Source organism: Enterovibrio nigricans DSM 22720 (genome assembly GCF_900167155.1).
Classification (GTDB): domain Bacteria; phylum Pseudomonadota; class Gammaproteobacteria; order Enterobacterales; family Vibrionaceae; genus Enterovibrio; species Enterovibrio nigricans.
This window is the reverse complement of the sequence record NZ_FUXU01000014.1, coordinates 19,949-36,110: the sequence shown is the minus strand read 5'-3', so window position 1 is coordinate 36,110 and position 16,162 is coordinate 19,949. Positions and strand designations below refer to the sequence as shown.

Here is a 16,162-nt window from a genome sequence, read left to right as displayed (position 1 = left end):
CCCATGCGTATTTCCGGTAAGAACCTCAAATTCATGATGGATGGCCTCAAGCTGCAAGCGCAGAAGTGGACGCTGGACATCACCGATAACAGTGCCGTGACCAAAACCAATGGCGTGCCTGATGGCTACGTGGAAGGGGATGTGGAAGCCAGCGGCGAACTGGAACTGAACACCAGTAATTTCAACCTGCTGATGAAGGTGGCGAAAGGGGCGGGTTCCTTCCGTGGCTTAAAACCTTTCGACGCCATGGGCTTTGGCAAGACTGAGCGTGACGAACTGAAGGTGGAGATGTTCGGCATCAAGTTGAAAATCTCCAGCCTGATTGATGCGGATAGCAACGGGGGCAATGCGCTGGTTCACAAGGTGCAGTTCGATGTTACTGACCCCGACTTTGTGACCATCAACGGTGTGCCGTATCTGCGCCCTGAAGAAACCATCGACATTATCGGGTAATCATCATGCCGGACTTTATCGACCATGCCAGCGATAACGAAACCAAACAGACCGAAGTGGCATTGGCTAACCAGTTGGCAGCCAATGCCAAAGCGAAACGCGAACACCCATTTGGCGAAACGCACTGCTTTGAATGTGGCGCGGAAATCCCCGAAGCACGCCGAATCGCGTTACCGCATTGCTGCACCTGTGTGGACTGTCAGCAGCTTGTCGAACTGAGGGCTAAACGTTGAAACATTTCATTTTAAACCGCCGCTACTTCGATGAAGGCTCCTTCGGCACGCTGCATCGTCAAGATGGCTCACAGGTATGTGTGATGGCGGAACGTGCCGACCTGAACAACGCGCCGGGTAAATCCTGCATTCCAGAAGGTACTTACCAACTGCTGCCGCATGACTCGCCAAAGTTTGGCAGCTGCTACGCACTGGAAGCGCGCACGCTGGGTGTGACCCGTTACGGCCCAAGCCTGCGCACTCACATTCTGATCCACAAAGCCAACCTGCCAAGCCAGTTGCAAGGCTGTTTGGCACCGGGCGTTCACTTCGGTGAATTGCACGGCGAATGGGGGGTAATGAAATCAGGCGCAGCGTTTGATGCGCTGATGAAAGAACTGGGCGGCGAACCCGCCATGCTCACCATCAAGAAGGACTAGGAACATGTGGCAAGACGTTAAACGGATTCTAGGCAGTGTTGCACCGCTGATCGGCTCGGTGATTGGTGGCCCTGTTGGGGCAAGCGTGGGCGCAATGGTTGCCAGCAAGTTGGGTGTAGAGAACACCGCCGAAGCCATTGGCATGGAGCTGGCGACAAACCCAGAAGCCGTGCGGAAGGTGCAGGAACTTGAATTCGAGCATGAGCGTGAACTGAAGCAGTTAGCGCTTGAGCACGCCAAGTTGGAAAGCGAAGAACGCAAGCTGGCGATCACCGAGCAGACCAAAGTGATGCAAGCAGAGCTGGCAAGCAATGACCCGTTTGTGCGCCGCTGGCGGCCAACCTTCGGTTACGCCATGTGTGTAGCGTGGGTGTCGATTTTTATTGGTATTGCAGTGTGCCTGATTGCTTCGCCAGAACAGGCGGCAGCGGTGATCAACGCAGTGGTGGCCTTAACCCCACTATTCAGCGTCGCGCTTGCTGTGCTGGGTATCAGCATTCACAAGCGCAGCCAAGATAAGCAGGTGGCAAAAGGACTTGCCCCTGCGGGCATCCTTGGTGGTCTGAAACAGGCCGTTAAAGGGGGCTAAATGGAAGATTGGCGCGTGTTGATTGCGGTCGCTGGTTTTCTTCTGTCGCTGATTGCCTTTGTGTTCACACGCGCTGAGAAATCCGCCACCACAGCAAAAGAACTGGAACAACGCACCCATAGCAACGAATTAGCAATCGAAAGGATGCGCGGCGACAACGCCGAAAAGTACGCCACCAAACATGAATTGCGTGAAGCGGTGGACGACTTGAAAGAATCCATCAACGGGCGGTTTGACCGTCTTGAAACCAAGTTAGATAGAGAGAAATAACCATGAGCAAAGCAATCGTTCTGGCCGTCGCTGGCACTGATATCACCTTCACCCCATCGCCTGAACTCTATGGCGAATACATCAGCGCAATGGCGCGTGGTGAGTTGGTCGATTCTGCCCACAACTTCGTGATGCAAGCTGCTGAAGGTGATGAAGCAAAAGACGTGCTGCGTCAACTGGATGAAGACAACGCTGGCGCAATGCTCCAAATCGCAGGTGCGGTGGTAGGCGAGTACGCACCGAAGGTGGCAATCACCGTAAAAAAATAGAAGACCTGGTGAAGTCGCTGGAAAGCAGCGACTTACTCCAGATGTACGCATGGCGGCGCAAGTGGCTGCCGCATGAACCGGACACAGAAATAAACCTTGCGCGTGCGGTATTCCTTGAAAAGCAATATTGGGATAACGCGAGCATGGCAACGACAAACGGCACCGCCAAAGCCTTTGCAGGATAAACGAATGTCTCTACCTGAACCGCTTCGCTTCACCGTTGGCCTGATTGACCAAATCAGCAAGCCGCTTGGCAACATCCAACGGCAGTTCACTGATATGTCAAAAAGCTACCGCGACGGCACACACACCATGGTGGCGGGTGCGGCTGGCGTGGCAGGTGCAGGTATTGCACTGCAACAGGCATTGCAACCGGCCATTGATATGGACCGCGCATTGGGTGAAGTGAAATCACTCGGTGTGGCTGATGCGCAGTTGAAGACATTGGCAGAAACGGCGCTGCAATTCTCGGTTGAATATGGCAAGTCGGCGGCGGAGTTCGTCGGCGCGTCTTATGACATTCAATCAGCCATTGCAGGGTTGGCGGGGAATGAACTTTCCGAGTTCACCCGCGCTTCAGGTGTGCTGGCGGCAGCGACCAAAGCAGACACGGCCACGATTACCAGCTACGTGGGTACCATGTACGGCATTTTCCAGAACTCAGCCAATGAGATGGGGAAAGCCGACTGGGTGAACATGCTCGGCGGTCAAACCGCCAAAGCGGTGCAGATGTTCAAAACCACCGGTGCTGAAATGAGTTCGGCCTTTACCTCTGTGGGTGCATCGGCAACTGCAGTGGGCGTGGGTATGACCGAACAAATGGCGATCCTCGGTACGCTGCAAGCCACCATGAGCGGCAGTGAAGCGGGGACAAAGTACCGCGCTTTCCTTGCAGGTGCGGCGAAAGCACAAGACACGTTGAACATGTCGTTCACCGACTCGCAAGGCCAACTGCTGCCGATTGTCGATATTCTCAACCAACTGAAAGGCAAGTTCGGTGACACCATTTCTGTGGCGGAATCGGCGGAGCTTTCCAAGGCGTTCGGCTCGCAAGAAGCCGTGGCAATGATTCAACTGCTGATGCAGAACACCGAAGGGCTGGCAGGTTCAATTGACCAACTCGGCAAGGTGCAAGGGTTGGACGTGGCCGAACAAATGGCCGGGGCGATGACAGACCAATGGGAACGCATGGAGGCGGGTGTTTTCGCCATTCGTGCGGCGATTGGTACGGCGTTGTTGCCTTCCCTGTTGCCTATGGTGCAAACCTTGGCAGACGGTGCCATGGAATTGGTGGAATGGACAAAAGTCTTTCCAAACATCACCAAGTGGTTGGGTTATGCGGCGCTAGGATTCTTCGGCCTTGTCGCCGCTGGCGGTGTGCTCACCATTCTGACAGGTGCCTGCAAAATGCTGTGGGCAACCGTGTCACTCGGTGCGCCTTTGCTGAAAGTGGTGACCTTCGCATTCGGTGCGCTTTCCAAAACGCTGGCCTTTGCCAAAGGCGCAATGCTGGCCCTGAACATTGTGATTGCAGCTAACCCAATTGTGCTGATTGTCGGTGCATGTGTGGCGGCAGTCGCGGCTATTGGTGCGCTGACCTACTACTGGGATGATCTGAAAGCCAGCTTTGGTGACACCGCCTGGTTTGATGCCATCACTCTGCTTTCCGCCCCTTTCCGCGCCGCTTTTCAAGCCATTTATGGTGGCTGGAAATGGGTAACCAGCGGCTTCACTGACTTCACCGCCTTTGATGGTCTGTTTGCCATTGGCGACGAACTGAAAGCGGTATTCGGCAGCCTGTTTGAATGGCTGAACAGCGGATTCAATGCAGCCATGGAATCGGTGAAAGGGCTGGTTGATTGGATTCCGGGCTTTGGTGAAGAAGACGAAACACCGGGGCGAAGAATTGAAGCGGTTCGCCAAGCCACCCCACGTGCGCAGGTTCAGCAAGGCGGTGTGGCGCGTCAAATGGCGACCTATAACAACCAAGGCCGAAACACTCACTATGGCGGCGTGAACATCTACGCGCAACAGGTCAACAACCCGCAAGACCTTGCCCACGAATTGGAGATGGCCGCACCATGAGCAGAGATTACATCTACCAAGATATGCTGATTGAAAACGGTGACGTGAAGCTGGACGACGGACGCAACCCGGTACTGATTAAAGATGCACAGGTGATCGCCCAAGACATTAAGCACGCGATTATTGAAAGCGGCTTGGCCGTGGCCCTAGTGGGTGAAAATTCCCCGTCTGGCCGTGCCGACATCAAAAAGCAAATCGAACTCTTGGTGGAAGAAGAAACACGACTGGTGCCAGGCACAGTGACATTGGAAGAACCCAAGCTGGGCCAAATCTGGATTTTTGCCGATACCCGCGAGTTCGGCGCGTTGAAACTTGAGGTGAGCAATGGCTGATATTCCAAAGCCTGATTATAAGCAAATCGTCAAAGACGCAGGCATTCCAACCGACCACGACGGCTGGCGCAAAGTGCTGAAAGCAGAGATGGAAAAAGAAGGCAGCGTGATCAACAACGACAGCCGCTTTTCTCCTTTCTGGCGCATGATTGAGCAAGCGGTGATCACCTGCACTGTGTGGCTGGTTGAAAAGTTGCTGATCGGCTTTGTATTGCCAAACATGTTTTTGGCGACAGTCTCGGGCGAGTTTCTAAAGCAAAAGGCATGGGGCGTGGATGTAGAGCCAAAGCCTGCCAATAAAGCCAAAGGCAAAGTGGTGTTTCAACGGGCTGCCATTCAAGGGCCAGCGCTGTTAATTCCCGCAGACACTTGGGTTCAAACTGATGTCATCAACGGCAAAATCTACCGCGTGAAAGTGCTGGAAGATACGGTGATGCCGGAGAACGACACTACAGTGGACGCCATTGTGGAAGCGGAAGAAGCGGGCGCAGCCTATAACCTCGGCGCTGGGTATTTCCATGTGTTGCCCTCTGTCCCTTCTGGCATTGCGGCAGCCACCAATGAAGAAGACTGGCTGATTGAAGCAGGTGCCGACGAAGAAGATGAAGACGAATTGCGCCTGCGTGTGCGCAATCAGTGGTCTGCGGTAGCGCAATGGCACATTGATGCTGCTTACCGCGCCATTCTCACCGAGGCGGAAGGCATTCAAACCGATAACGTGTTTTTCGAACACGGTGCGCCGAATGGCCCCGGCACCGCAAACGCGCTGATTCTGCTTGATACCGGCAACCCCGCACCAGAACTGATTGCTGATCTGCAAGCGCGCATCGACGAAGGTTTACACGGCCACGGCGATGGCATGACCGTGAAAGCCATGCCGGAAACGCAGCACAACATCACGGTGTTGGTATGGCCGAAGCCTGTGCTGACAGACGCTGAACGTGAAGCGTTAAAAACAGACGTGGAACTGATCACTGAATCGGCTTTCCGCGAAAACCTCGATTACTCCGTGACGCGCACCCAGCCGGTTGGCCGTTTCAGCTTTTCACGCTTGGAGGGTGAATTGCACACCCTGCTGCCTGGTTTGGAATCGGTGAAGTTTGAACAGGCGGATATTGTCAGCCATCTGACCATTCCGCGCCTTGGCACGCTAACCGTGAACTTGCAGGGCTAACCGCATGAAGCTGCCTGAAATTAAGTTCAAGTATTGGATGGGACGCGGCGAGCTGGTGAAGTTTGCCCGCGCCCTTCGAAACTACTGGCTGAAAGTCGATGAAGCATTGCGCCTGCCTTTAACCCAGTTTGATGCGCTCACCGCGCCCATTGGCATTGTGAAGCTGATGGCATGGGAGCGGGACATTACCCCGCTGGAACGTGAAGACGAAATGATTTTCCGCATCCGTGTGGCAAATGCCTACCCGTTCGCCCGTCATGCTGGCGAAACACGCGGTTTTAAAAACATGTTCGCCAAGCTAGGTGTGGATTGGGTGGAAATCCATGAACGCCAAGACCCTGTGCAATGGGATGTGGTGACGATTGAAACCGCAGACGGGGAACTGGCGCAAAAGAACTGGCTAATGAATGCCATGATTCGCCAATACGGGCGCACCTGCCGCCGCTATCAATTCAATGTGACTTATCCAGCCACGCTGCACATGCACAGTGCGGCGTTTGGGCATCGCTTCGCACTGGAAGCGGCCAAAGCCTGCAACGAAACCGCCGTGGCGGTGCGTGAACAAAGCATCGAACATCATCAACAGATTTTTGTGGCGTCTATGACGCGCCGAATGTAAGGAAAGGGAGCGTTAACTATGAGCCAAGTGGCTATCCCGTTAGAGTTTGAAAAGTATCTGCAAAACAAGGTTTCACTCAGTCAGCCGACTGACCTCAATGAAATCATTTTTGCCATGATTCCTGATCTCGATTTGAGTCAGCCGATTGACCGCACAGTGACACTGCCGCCGCAAGGCCAATGGGTTCACCAAAAGGACGTTGACCAAATCGGCAAGTCCGGCAGTAATGCGGTGGTGTATTCGGTCGTCATTCCGGGCAGCACTGAGCCGTTCACGTTCAACGCCATGTTTTTGCGTGACAAGGCCGTGCCAAACAGTTGCGGCATGGTGGTGTATAAAGCCACTGAAACCAAAGAAACGGGCATGGCGCTAACCAAGTCCATGTTGATGCAATTCGACGGGGCCGCCGCCGCTGCGCAAGTGACAGTGGACGCCGCAACTTGGCAGATTGACTACCAAGCCCGTTTGAAAGGCATGGACGAAGACCACCGCCTGCACTGCTTGGACAATTACGGCCACACGGCGTTTATTGATGGCTTTGACGTAACCCGCCACGACGTTGACCAAACCAAGTATTTGATTGCACCGGGTGTGGTTTACCTCGGCGGCCTGCGCGTGCAACTGGCGGCGCAAATGGTGCAGACCATCACCAATAAGCCGATCACTCTGTGGCTGGATGCCTACCGAGACGGCAGCGCACTTTCCACGCATGAAAACCTGTTTGATGTGGTCGCCACCAATGACGCGCTCACCGATTACACCGACGCCGAAGGCCGCGAACATTACGTGGCAGAGCTAGCCCGGGTTGAAGCGGATGGCTCGATTACTGATTTGCGTGTTAGCGGGAAGATGAAAGCGGAGCTGGCCGAGCTTGAAGCCAAAATGTTGCGCGGTAAGGTTGGCGATCCTGAATACTCGTTCAGCGCGACACCAAAACCCTGGCAGGTGCCTGCGCGTGGAGACATGGCGCTTTCACGCGACGTCGATGCGATTCTTTGGCAACACGCTGTAGACAACAGTTTAGTGGTATCGCAAGCGCTGAAAGATGCAGACCCATTCCAATACGCTGGAAAGTACGGTGACGGTGATGGCGTTTCGACATTTACCACGCCGGATTTGCATTTGGGCACATTCTTGCGTGGTGCGCCGGAGGGTGTGGCGCATGGTGAAACGCAAGGTGACGCGATGCGAGATATTACAGCATCTTTCTACACGAACAACGGATGGATGTTCACGCAGGGACATGGAGCTATGGGTATTTTGGGAGGCCAACAAATTATGGCTAACGCGACGACAACTGCAGGTGGCGCATTAGTGGCACCTGCGGTGGACTTTAAGGCTTCCCGTGTAGTACCAACCGCAAATGAAAACCGCCCTAAAACTATCAACATCGGAGCATTCATCCACCGGGGCCACAACGGAGGCGCATCCGCATGAAAACTGCTTACGCATTCAATCCAACAACCCTGATTTTCACTGGCGCGGTGCCTGTTTCTCTGATTTCTGGATATCCTGACTACATCAAACCCAAGTTTGCATTGTGGGAACCCGCACCCGAGCACAACCCCGAAAACCAACAATGCCGCGCTGACCTGGAAAACCAAACGTGGACTGTCGAAGCCAAGCCGCAAAAAATCGCGGCATACCATAAAGAAACGCAGGCGGAAAAAGTGTTCAGCGATGTTAGCGAGGTGACGGACGATTATACGGTAGACAAACCCACTTCACCGTTCGATGAGTGGACACCTCAAGGCTGGAAAACCAACGAGCAGATCCGTTTTGAACACCGCTATGAAGAGACTGTAGACGCACGCCGCTCAGAATACACGCGTCTTTCCGACCCATTGTATATGGAAGCGTACCGATTAAAGCGCAAAGGATTGGATGACGAAGCAGAAGCCATCGAAAAGCAGGCGGATGGGTTTGTCGAAAAAATCAAAGCGGCACATCCTTGGCCGACACCGCCAGGATGGACATAAATGCTTACCCTATCCGCAACCCAAATCCCGCTGAAAGGCTTAAAAGTCACCGCCCGTCAGCAACTCGCCTGGCAGGACATGTCCGGCAGTTCTGCAGCCACTGACCAAGCCGAAACAGGCGACAAAGCCACCGTGTTGGTGGTCACTGGCACATTGCCCTTCACACAGGCCAAAAGCCTTAACCGCCTATACACACTCGCCCGCGCCAAAGGCAACAGCGCCCGCGTGATCTATCGAATTGGCAACCGCACTGCTGAAGCGCTGAAAATCAGCCAGGTGAAGTTTCAGGGCACCGTGACCGCACAGGAAGATGCCCAGCTACGTCAGTGGCACATTGCCTTTGAACTGGTTGAACACCTCAGCATTTCAGAGCGAACCGAAAAACGCGAGCCGCCAAAGCCCGCAGCACAACAAAAAGCCACAGGCGTAGCGACACCTGCGCCACCGCCAACCGCGACTGCTGACGTGCCACCGGACACCGAAGTGGAAATGACCGGCTTTATGGGCGTGCTACAAGATTTGGATAAGGCGTTGGCATGAATAACGCAAAATTTCGCATCCAATGCTGGAAAGGCAACACACTAATGGAAGTCAGCCAACATCGGCTGACCTTTTCCGATAACGCACCGGGGCGGGCGCAACTCACCATCAAAGGCGACGCAAACCCACAACAAATCATTGCTATTGAACTTGGTTGGGGCGATTCCGTTAAGCGCGTGTTTACGGGCTACATTGAGCGAGTATCACCAAGCAACCCCGGTTTCGTGCAAATCTTCTGCCGTGAACTGGCCGCCGTGCTGTATCACCAATGGCATGTTGTCATGCGTCACCCTAACTTGGCAGGCGTACTCAGCAACCTTGGACTACAAACGGGCTTGCAGTTCGTCTTTCCAGATAAAGCCTACAGCCAAACCGCGATCCCCTGCTTTTACTCAACAGGGAACGGCTACCGACTGTTAGATGAAATCGGCCAAGCCTTCAGCATTCCTGATTACACCTGGCAACAACAAGGCGACGGCAAAATTTACGTGGGCAGTTGGTCTGATTCCCATTGGGCAGACAAACCCGTTGAACTGCCAAACAACATCATGAACCCCAACCAAGCACTGAAAAAAGCCACCATGAATTGCATTCCACACCTAAAGCCCGGCGTGGTAGTGAATGGCCGTAAGCTGGCAACCGTCGAACACACAGGAACAGAGACAATCATCGAATGGACGTAAACGCGATAAAGCGCATTATCTACCGCCTTTTTCCCGAACTGACAGGCAACTGGCACCTGCCACACGCCGCCAAAGTCGTGGCCCTGACAGAATTGCCCAGCGAAGGCGATTTATCTGATCGCTTTTATCCCCACTACGCCGCAGACGTGAAACTGCTGGATGGCAAATTCATGGAGCGTGAAGACATTCCAACCCTTCAAGCCGTGCCACTGCCAGTACCAGGCATTGGCGAACAGGCCGGAAGGCTAGAACCGCCAGCCATTGGCGCAATCGTGGAAGTGGCCTTCTTCAACGGCGAACCGGATAAACCCTTCATTCGCACCGTGTTGCCACTGGGTTGCAAGCTACCCGCCATCAAAGCGGGCGAAAGCCGATACCAACAGCGACCCGGCGTTTATCAGCACGTGGACGAAAAAGGGAATTTCAGAAACATCACCGATAAGCTGGCCCAACTTCATTGCGACCTGCACGAAGTACGCGCCAAAACAGAACAAGACCACCGCGCCCCAAAGACATGGATTGGCTCAAGCGGTGAGAACGTGCTCAAGCTGCTAAGTGAACTGATGCAAGTAGTCACAGAACTGGCCGACACCTGCGCCGCCCATAAACACTCAAGCCCAGAGACAGGCGCACCAACCAGTGCACCAGATAAAGCAGACAACATGACAGGCCACGGCCAAGCATCTACCGCCCTAAAAGGCAGGCTAGATCCCATCACCAAATAAACCCACGTAAAACAAGCCACCCAAGCGCCTCACACAGAGGCGCTTTGTTTATCTTGCCCAGCCACACCGCACAAATCACGAACGCATCACCACGCGCCAAACAGCGGCCACGTAATCCGCACACGTGAACCTTTCCGCCACGTAAAACGCGCTCCTCCTCCCCTCCCGCGACGTATGCGATCTGATTTTTTTTTCAGTTTTGAATTCTGCAAAAATAAACCGCCAACCCGCACCGCTGCTGGGGCTTGGTCAATGATCAGGAATTTCAAAAAGTGCGCTTTTTTTCAGTGTTTTTCAGTTTTAACGATCACCGAAAGCGCAAGGTGCTAAACGTAAGTGATTGAATAAAGTGGAATGAATGCGGTTTACGTGGTCAAAACAGACGATCAGACGACCAAAAACAACGATCAGCAACAACCACGACAAACCCGCGCCAGCACTGGCACCGACGCCAAAAACCGACCGTTGGAAAAATTTCAAAACAGGCACACAAGAGTAACTATTATCAAGGCGGGTATAGTTTTCCTAGAGCATTAGTGCAACTTATGAGTTGGCGATGTTGGCTAACTCAACATTGCCCCAAAGTAAGTTTGAAACAGCAAACCTCGTCATTGTTGTCTCATTAGTTTTCGATAGATTTCCTAATGCCAAACGCGATTTATGTGGAAATACCCCATTTTGTCGTTTTTTCTCGTTCGCGATTATATTGCATATAGTGGTACTATATGTAAAACAATGACTTGTGAAGCAATCTAGTTTCCGTTAGATGCGTAAAAAGCCCCAAAGTGGGGTGTTTAATTGCCCCAAAGTGGGGTGTTTAATTGCCCCAAAGTGGGGTGTTTAATTGCCCCACTTTGGGATCTAATAAATTGTTATACCCTCATGAAATTGCCAGTAACGTGTGCTAAATGCATGCAAGAAGACATTGCAAATGCAATGATCACTGCCACGGTAGAGTTTAGGGATGATGGCCGTTATGAAATAAATTGCCCTAAAGGCCACTCTTCTGTCACTTTATTACAACAGCAGAAATTTGAAATTCTTTTCGATATCGGAGCCTATGCCATCTTAGATGGATACTACCGTGAAGCGGTTTCATCCTTTACTTCTTCGCTAGAGCGGTTCTACGAGTTTTTCATCAAAGTAGTATGCATCTCAAAGAATATAGATTGGGATAAAACTCAAGATGCGTGGAAAGAAGTTTCTAATCAATCTGAAAGGCAGCTTGGTGCGTTCATATTCCTCCATCTTCAAGAAACTGGAAAAAAACCTACCTTGCTAAGCAATAACAAGGTCAAATTTCGTAATGAAGTCATTCACAAGGGTAAAATACCAAGCAAAGAGCAAGCTATCCAATATGGTCAGGCAGTTCTCGATGTTATCCGGCCATTACTTAACGTATTAAAAGCCGATTACAGCGAAGCAGTAAGTAATGCTACGTTCCGTCATTTAAGTAACACCCTAACGCCATCTGACGACGGCATCCCAGTTTCTACTATGTGCATTTCAACGATAATCAGCCTTTCCAATGGTGAGCCTTCACATGATCAAAGAGGGCTGGAAGAAGCTATCAATCAGTTTCGTCGGTGGTAATGGGTTCAACAAGTCAATCAACTACGCGCCTTCGGCGCCGGACGCAGCAAAGCTGCGCCGGTTATTGAAGCGTTATAACTCAGAGGTAGTATGAGCACAGAAAATCCCATTGATTTTGCTCCGATTGTTGGAGCATCGATTGCAGCCATATCGACGATTATTGGCGTTTTCCTTGCCAATTGGTTTAATACTAAGAGTTTGAATCAAGCTCATGAAAGAGTGGTAACGCAGAGCAACAAAGATACAAAGTTGGCTAAATCAGAAGAGTTATATTTAGCATTATTTCGCTGGCATAAAGATGTGACAAACTTGTACTTGTTTCATCTTCGATATTTTGTCGGAAAGTTAGCATTCAACCAAATTAGTGAGTTGGTGACTGATAATTTCCGAGATAACAGTAAAAAGTTTGATGCTTTGACCATGCTCGTGAATGTTCATTTTCCAGAACTTAAGCCTGATTTTCAGCTAATACTGAATATGCGAGATAGTTTGACTAAATTCTTAGACGAGGATGCACCTAAGAAATATACAGTAGATGAGTTTTGCGCAGACCAAGACTGTTTTGATGCTGTCTGTGAGTCTTTCCTAGAAAAACTAGCAATTGTAGCAAGAGAGTTATAACACATATGAGCCCTTCTCCGGTCAATAGGCAATAGCTCTCTTTTGGCTGCATTCGCAGCCATTGTTTTCGAACAACAAAGTCGTCTGCTTCACTTTCCCTTACCAGAAGTTGTCTGAGCTGGGCAGTCGCAAACGTTATTCTTAACTCAAAGTTGTCCATACTCGTGTCAGCCTCATCTTTTCTGGCACGTTTATGCCCCTTTTCTTGTTAGACTTTTTACTCATTCATATCTTGTTAATCTGAATTTTCTCTACTCAAATTTATTCGCTTGAGTTGAAAGCGTAGCGTTCCTGTCGTTAGGCGACACTTTGCAGCCAAGTACCCCTTTACGCGCTCTAACTTATTGATCATTAATTGAACCAGTATGAATAAGAGTGCATTATGTAAGGGTAAGAGACGACAATTTTCGACTAATAAGCGTTAGGCAAAAGGAGTTCATTTGAAGTATTTGCGCATTGTGTTTTTGATAGCGATAGGGGGAATCGGTTTAGTGTTCTCCTTTTTACTATTAGTACACGGTTATCTAAACGGAAGTGAGTTCGTGGCGCTGTCTTTCGGGATTGCGCTGCTATCATTAATAACGGCTTTCTGGAAAGATGTATCCGAGTTATCTATTGGTGGCAATATCATTAAGCTGCGAGAAGTTAAATCTGAGCTTGAAAATACCGTTGTGGGTTTAAAATCATCAACGATTGAAATGCTTAAGATGCACATCAAATTAGTCAGAAACCCTGTGAGTAATGGCTTTTATTACGAAGGGTCTAACAAAGATGAAAGAATTGACAATTTCTGGAACATCTACGGAGTAATAAAAGACCTAGGTATTGAAAAAGAGTTGACCAATGAACTCAAAGAGACACTCGATGTTTTATTACGAAACCAATTATTTGCTCTTGGGTGCTTGTGTCGAAAAACTATCCATGAGTCATATTCAACACCATTTGACTCAACCACACAGTTACCTGCAACTCGAGACCTTCAGAAGTTAGCTGTAAAGGATGTCGAATCAAACATTTCAGCTTTGGGTTCGAATAAATCACCTGACGCGTTCCAAGACTATGTTCTTGATGGTGTGGAGTATTATGATCGGCTTTTGAAACTTTTTGAGAAATTTTCCTAACAATATTTAAGAGTGACTCACTACGCTTCAGAGGAGTTTTATAAAAATGCACGTCTATAGATATCGCTCTCCGGGGCTCTTATCTCAAAAGGGACTCATTTACGACGAATGGTATTTTGCATCTAGGGAAGAGTTAAATGATCCTATCGATATGCAGTCAAAATTTGAATTTCCAAAGGATAGTAAAAGCACTTGGTTTCGTGTCATTGAATCACTTTGGCAAAACGAAGTGTGGTCAGAGCTGGCAGCAAGATACTTTAATAGCATATGCCCCATTTCGGTGGAGCAGTTACTCGAAGAGTATGACCAACACTCAGTAAAGGTAGCTGAAAGCATATTTAAGAATAGCGTAATCAATATGGCTGATTTGCAGAAATTTGGAGAGTTGCAAAAGCAACTTAAAGCCCTGTTATCGCTTTATGCTCCTAGTGCTGGATATTCTGTTTCACTTTCAACCTGTAACAATGAAATGCTCATGTGGTCCCATTATGCATCGAGTCATACTGGCTATTGTTTGATTTATCGACCGATTAATGGCTATTTATATCAATGCCCTAGTCGTGGGAAAGATAGAGTATCAATAAGTAAGGGGCATACGAGTTTAATTGGTAACAAATTTAAGGTGGAAGAAATTGAGTATGATAATCAGTTAGAAGCCATTGATGCTTTTTATCTATTACCTTCCTACAATACTGGGTATAAGTTTGAAACTGAGGAAGAGCGTTTAGGTTTCCATGCAAAAATTCAAAGCCAATTATTAACCAAGAATAAGTGTTGGGCATATGAGCAAGAAGCTCGCTTAATGCTCCCGCAACCTAATAAGTATATTTCTAGAGAATCATCACTCACTAACTTTCAGCGTTTATTTCACTATGACTTCAGCCAAGTTGTAGGAATCATTTTTGGAGCACGCATGAAAGAAAACGAAAAGTTAGCGATCAAAGAAATAATTAATGCGAAACTAGAGAAACGATTCCGAGATTTAGGAGGTAAGTCGACAAAAACACATGTTTTTGATTTCCTATACCAACAAGCAGAGATTTGTTCATCCTCAAGGGTTGTTAGAATTAGCGACAAAGGACTGATATCAATGGGGACACATTTAACAATCGGTTCTGAGTACTATGAAAGACAACTCAAAGCTTGGAAAGAATTTAAAGGGGTAACTGTCGAAGCGGGTAGATACAGTTATGATGCGATCCCTTGAAGCGCGTATAACAAGTATTTAAGTCTTACGTGGTATATTTATGTTGAATTGTTGATTTTTTTACCGAGCAGGAGGAGTGGAGCTATCAAAAAATGGTTGAATTACTTTTTGTTTTTCATTGTGCTCCTAATTATTGGGCAGATGCAAAAAAAGGAAAAAAGAGAAGCTCTACGATTTGATCAAGTTGTTGCTTATGAGCTGTCTAAGCAAGAAAAACTGAGCGTTTGCCATGCTATTCAAGGCTCTATAGAGAGATCATTTAGTTACCAAGAGTCTAACGATGGTATCGTTGAGTTATACAATGGAAAACCACAGTCATACTGCGCTTTTTATCATACTGAAATTGAAATTGGCGATATAAATACCAAAGATATAAGCAAATGTCGTACCCTTACGAAGGCTCAGATCTCTCGGGGTGCTGTTCCGACATCAACCGAATATAATCCCCAATACTCGGTATATAAAAATGGCATGATTTATTGAAAATGTGAGAATGGAAAAAGCCCTAGGCGGATAGATGTTCGCAATGAGCGTTATGATGCAACCCCTTACCGATATGCAAAGGATAAAGATATACTGCTTGTGAAAGCAGATTATCGCCTTCTCTATTTTTATAAGGGAAAAGTGTTCAAAAGCGTATCAAGTGAAAGGGCATCCTCTATGTATAACGGTGATACCCTTAAGGTCACGCACCCTGAATACTTTGATTATGCTCCGTATTTAGTTCCGTTTGGCTCCAAAATATAACAAGAGTTTGGGGTCTCAAGATACTTTGACTAATCTGATAGTCACGATTTACGGTGATTTCCTAAATTGCTTCTGTCCAAAAGTAGTTTTCTACGCTAAGCCAACCAAAGTGCCTTTTAAACGTGATAATCTTTTACCCCTCCAAACTAATCTGAGAGGGGAAATCTCAATGCAAAAGGAAAAGCCGATACAGGCTACATTGGTTGAATTCCCCTGTGACTGCGGGAAAGGATTTTACCGAGTGGATGAAAGCGCCCGCGTGGTTCACACCAACCCCAAACAATGGAAGCACAAGTGCAGCGCTTGCGGCAAAGAAACCCACTTCGCCTTCCCTTATTCCATGGTCAAATACAAGGGCCAAGAATTCGTGCTGGCAAAACACATCCGGTTTGAAGGGAATGACCACATAAAATAAAGTGTCGCCATTTTATCGCCATTAGACCATTTTAAAATCTATAAATAACTGTAAATTAAAGAATAAAATCAACAGTACCTATAATCGC

Annotated in this window: 22 protein-coding genes; all 22 read left to right on the top strand. The window is 49.1% G+C overall.

Going from position 1 to position 16,162, the window contains the following annotated elements; translation table 11 throughout:
* Positions 1 to 3: 3 nt before the first annotated feature.
* The 22 genes from B5D35_RS07545 to B5D35_RS07440 all read left to right on the top strand — a co-directional run bounded on the left by B5D35_RS07545 (position 4) and on the right by B5D35_RS07440 (position 16,074).
* Positions 4 to 453 carry a phage protein gene (locus B5D35_RS07545; RefSeq protein ID WP_078751980.1) on the top strand — a complete coding sequence of 150 codons (450 nt, stop codon included), beginning with the start codon at positions 4 to 6 and terminating at the stop codon, positions 451 to 453.
* 5 nt (positions 454 to 458) lie between these two features.
* Entirely contained in the window at positions 459 to 686 is a 228-nt protein-coding gene (locus B5D35_RS07540; RefSeq protein WP_078751979.1) for a TraR/DksA C4-type zinc finger protein, read from the top strand.
* On the top strand, positions 683 to 1,105 hold the full coding sequence (locus B5D35_RS07535) for a DUF5675 family protein (RefSeq protein ID WP_078751978.1): 423 nt from the start codon (positions 683 to 685) through the stop codon (positions 1,103 to 1,105). Before B5D35_RS07540 ends, B5D35_RS07535 begins: the two co-directional genes overlap by 4 nt.
* 4 nt (positions 1,106 to 1,109) lie before the next feature.
* Positions 1,110 to 1,694, top strand: coding sequence for a 3TM-type holin (locus B5D35_RS07530; protein ID WP_078751977.1), 585 nt, complete (start codon positions 1,110 to 1,112; stop codon positions 1,692 to 1,694).
* Positions 1,695 to 1,964 carry a hypothetical protein gene (locus B5D35_RS07525; protein WP_078751976.1) on the top strand — a complete coding sequence of 90 codons (270 nt, stop codon included), beginning with the start codon at positions 1,695 to 1,697 and terminating at the stop codon, positions 1,962 to 1,964.
* Positions 1,965 to 1,966: 2 nt separating this feature from the next.
* Positions 1,967 to 2,233, top strand: a complete 267-nt coding sequence (locus B5D35_RS07520; RefSeq protein WP_078751975.1) for a putative phage tail assembly chaperone — start codon at positions 1,967 to 1,969, stop codon at positions 2,231 to 2,233.
* Positions 2,234 to 2,274: 41 nt separating this feature from the next.
* Complete coding sequence (locus B5D35_RS24270; RefSeq protein WP_170915146.1) at positions 2,275 to 2,418, top strand: DUF6890 family protein; 144 nt, start codon at positions 2,275 to 2,277, stop codon at positions 2,416 to 2,418.
* A gap of 4 nt (positions 2,419 to 2,422) precedes the next feature.
* Positions 2,423 to 4,318, top strand: a complete 1,896-nt coding sequence (locus B5D35_RS07515) for a phage tail tape measure protein (protein WP_078751974.1) — start codon at positions 2,423 to 2,425, stop codon at positions 4,316 to 4,318.
* Entirely contained in the window at positions 4,315 to 4,650 is a 336-nt protein-coding gene (locus tag B5D35_RS07510; protein WP_078751973.1) for a DUF2590 family protein, read from the top strand. The genes B5D35_RS07515 and B5D35_RS07510 overlap by 4 nt, the downstream gene beginning before the upstream one ends.
* The gene (locus tag B5D35_RS07505; protein WP_078751972.1) at positions 4,643 to 5,824 is read left to right on the top strand and encodes a baseplate J/gp47 family protein; all 1,182 of its coding nucleotides are present in this window, start codon (positions 4,643 to 4,645) and stop codon (positions 5,822 to 5,824) included. The genes B5D35_RS07510 and B5D35_RS07505 overlap by 8 nt, the downstream gene beginning before the upstream one ends.
* A 4-nt stretch (positions 5,825 to 5,828) precedes the next feature.
* Positions 5,829 to 6,443: a phage tail protein gene (locus B5D35_RS07500; RefSeq protein WP_078751971.1), complete on the top strand. Its 615-nt coding sequence runs from the start codon at positions 5,829 to 5,831 to the stop codon at positions 6,441 to 6,443.
* Between the two features lie 18 nt (positions 6,444 to 6,461).
* Positions 6,462 to 7,880 carry a phage tail-collar fiber domain-containing protein gene (locus B5D35_RS25390; RefSeq protein ID WP_078751970.1) on the top strand — a complete coding sequence of 473 codons (1,419 nt, stop codon included), beginning with the start codon at positions 6,462 to 6,464 and terminating at the stop codon, positions 7,878 to 7,880.
* On the top strand, positions 7,877 to 8,422 hold the full coding sequence (locus B5D35_RS07490) for a hypothetical protein (RefSeq protein ID WP_078751969.1): 546 nt from the start codon (positions 7,877 to 7,879) through the stop codon (positions 8,420 to 8,422). Before B5D35_RS25390 ends, B5D35_RS07490 begins: the two co-directional genes overlap by 4 nt.
* Positions 8,423 to 8,962: a baseplate complex protein gene (locus B5D35_RS07485; RefSeq protein WP_078751968.1), complete on the top strand. Its 540-nt coding sequence runs from the start codon at positions 8,423 to 8,425 to the stop codon at positions 8,960 to 8,962. It abuts the gene before it with no gap.
* Entirely contained in the window at positions 8,959 to 9,645 is a 687-nt protein-coding gene (locus B5D35_RS07480) for a hypothetical protein (protein WP_078751967.1), read from the top strand. The genes B5D35_RS07485 and B5D35_RS07480 overlap by 4 nt, the downstream gene beginning before the upstream one ends.
* Positions 9,636 to 10,370: a hypothetical protein gene (locus B5D35_RS07475; RefSeq protein WP_078751966.1), complete on the top strand. Its 735-nt coding sequence runs from the start codon at positions 9,636 to 9,638 to the stop codon at positions 10,368 to 10,370. The genes B5D35_RS07480 and B5D35_RS07475 overlap by 10 nt, the downstream gene beginning before the upstream one ends.
* A gap of 912 nt (positions 10,371 to 11,282) precedes the next feature.
* Positions 11,283 to 11,963 (top strand): hypothetical protein, encoded by a 681-nt coding sequence (locus B5D35_RS07465; RefSeq protein ID WP_198557011.1) that lies wholly within the window; start codon positions 11,283 to 11,285, stop codon positions 11,961 to 11,963.
* 90 nt (positions 11,964 to 12,053) lie between these two features.
* Positions 12,054 to 12,584 carry a hypothetical protein gene (locus B5D35_RS07460; RefSeq protein WP_078751963.1) on the top strand — a complete coding sequence of 177 codons (531 nt, stop codon included), beginning with the start codon at positions 12,054 to 12,056 and terminating at the stop codon, positions 12,582 to 12,584.
* Positions 12,585 to 13,024: 440 nt separating this feature from the next.
* Positions 13,025 to 13,705: a hypothetical protein gene (locus B5D35_RS07455; protein WP_139367732.1), complete on the top strand. Its 681-nt coding sequence runs from the start codon at positions 13,025 to 13,027 to the stop codon at positions 13,703 to 13,705.
* Positions 13,706 to 13,751: 46 nt separating this feature from the next.
* Positions 13,752 to 14,912 (top strand): DUF2971 domain-containing protein, encoded by a 1,161-nt coding sequence (locus B5D35_RS07450; protein ID WP_078751961.1) that lies wholly within the window; start codon positions 13,752 to 13,754, stop codon positions 14,910 to 14,912.
* Positions 14,913 to 15,053: 141 nt separating this feature from the next.
* On the top strand, positions 15,054 to 15,395 hold the full coding sequence (locus B5D35_RS07445) for a hypothetical protein (protein ID WP_139367731.1): 342 nt from the start codon (positions 15,054 to 15,056) through the stop codon (positions 15,393 to 15,395).
* A gap of 433 nt (positions 15,396 to 15,828) precedes the next feature.
* Positions 15,829 to 16,074 (top strand): hypothetical protein, encoded by a 246-nt coding sequence (locus B5D35_RS07440; RefSeq protein ID WP_078751959.1) that lies wholly within the window; start codon positions 15,829 to 15,831, stop codon positions 16,072 to 16,074.
* The last annotated feature ends 88 nt before the right edge of the window (positions 16,075 to 16,162 follow it).

What these genes read in the sequence shown, in the direction of transcription:
- B5D35_RS07545 (WP_078751980.1), top strand. Translation starts at nt 4, where the DNA reads ATGCGTATTTCCGGTAAGAACCTCAAATTCATGATGGATGGCCTCAAG.
- B5D35_RS07540 (WP_078751979.1), top strand. Translation starts at nt 459, where the DNA reads ATGCCGGACTTTATCGACCATGCCAGCGATAACGAAACCAAACAGACC.
- B5D35_RS07530 (WP_078751977.1), top strand. Translation starts at nt 1,110, where the DNA reads ATGTGGCAAGACGTTAAACGGATTCTAGGCAGTGTTGCACCGCTGATC.
- B5D35_RS07525 (WP_078751976.1), top strand. Translation starts at nt 1,695, where the DNA reads ATGGAAGATTGGCGCGTGTTGATTGCGGTCGCTGGTTTTCTTCTGTCG.
- B5D35_RS07520 (WP_078751975.1), top strand. Translation starts at nt 1,967, where the DNA reads ATGAGCAAAGCAATCGTTCTGGCCGTCGCTGGCACTGATATCACCTTC.
- B5D35_RS24270 (WP_170915146.1), top strand. Translation starts at nt 2,275, where the DNA reads ATGTACGCATGGCGGCGCAAGTGGCTGCCGCATGAACCGGACACAGAA.
- B5D35_RS07515 (WP_078751974.1), top strand. Translation starts at nt 2,423, where the DNA reads ATGTCTCTACCTGAACCGCTTCGCTTCACCGTTGGCCTGATTGACCAA.
- B5D35_RS07510 (WP_078751973.1), top strand. Translation starts at nt 4,315, where the DNA reads ATGAGCAGAGATTACATCTACCAAGATATGCTGATTGAAAACGGTGAC.
- B5D35_RS07505 (WP_078751972.1), top strand. Translation starts at nt 4,643, where the DNA reads ATGGCTGATATTCCAAAGCCTGATTATAAGCAAATCGTCAAAGACGCA.
- B5D35_RS07500 (WP_078751971.1), top strand. Translation starts at nt 5,829, where the DNA reads ATGAAGCTGCCTGAAATTAAGTTCAAGTATTGGATGGGACGCGGCGAG.
- B5D35_RS25390 (WP_078751970.1), top strand. Translation starts at nt 6,462, where the DNA reads ATGAGCCAAGTGGCTATCCCGTTAGAGTTTGAAAAGTATCTGCAAAAC.
- B5D35_RS07490 (WP_078751969.1), top strand. Translation starts at nt 7,877, where the DNA reads ATGAAAACTGCTTACGCATTCAATCCAACAACCCTGATTTTCACTGGC.
- B5D35_RS07485 (WP_078751968.1), top strand. Translation starts at nt 8,423, where the DNA reads ATGCTTACCCTATCCGCAACCCAAATCCCGCTGAAAGGCTTAAAAGTC.
- B5D35_RS07480 (WP_078751967.1), top strand. Translation starts at nt 8,959, where the DNA reads ATGAATAACGCAAAATTTCGCATCCAATGCTGGAAAGGCAACACACTA.
- B5D35_RS07475 (WP_078751966.1), top strand. Translation starts at nt 9,636, where the DNA reads ATGGACGTAAACGCGATAAAGCGCATTATCTACCGCCTTTTTCCCGAA.
- B5D35_RS07465 (WP_198557011.1), top strand. Translation starts at nt 11,283, where the DNA reads ATGCAAGAAGACATTGCAAATGCAATGATCACTGCCACGGTAGAGTTT.
- B5D35_RS07460 (WP_078751963.1), top strand. Translation starts at nt 12,054, where the DNA reads ATGAGCACAGAAAATCCCATTGATTTTGCTCCGATTGTTGGAGCATCG.
- B5D35_RS07450 (WP_078751961.1), top strand. Translation starts at nt 13,752, where the DNA reads ATGCACGTCTATAGATATCGCTCTCCGGGGCTCTTATCTCAAAAGGGA.
- B5D35_RS07445 (WP_139367731.1), top strand. Translation starts at nt 15,054, where the DNA reads ATGCAAAAAAAGGAAAAAAGAGAAGCTCTACGATTTGATCAAGTTGTT.
- B5D35_RS07440 (WP_078751959.1), top strand. Translation starts at nt 15,829, where the DNA reads ATGCAAAAGGAAAAGCCGATACAGGCTACATTGGTTGAATTCCCCTGT.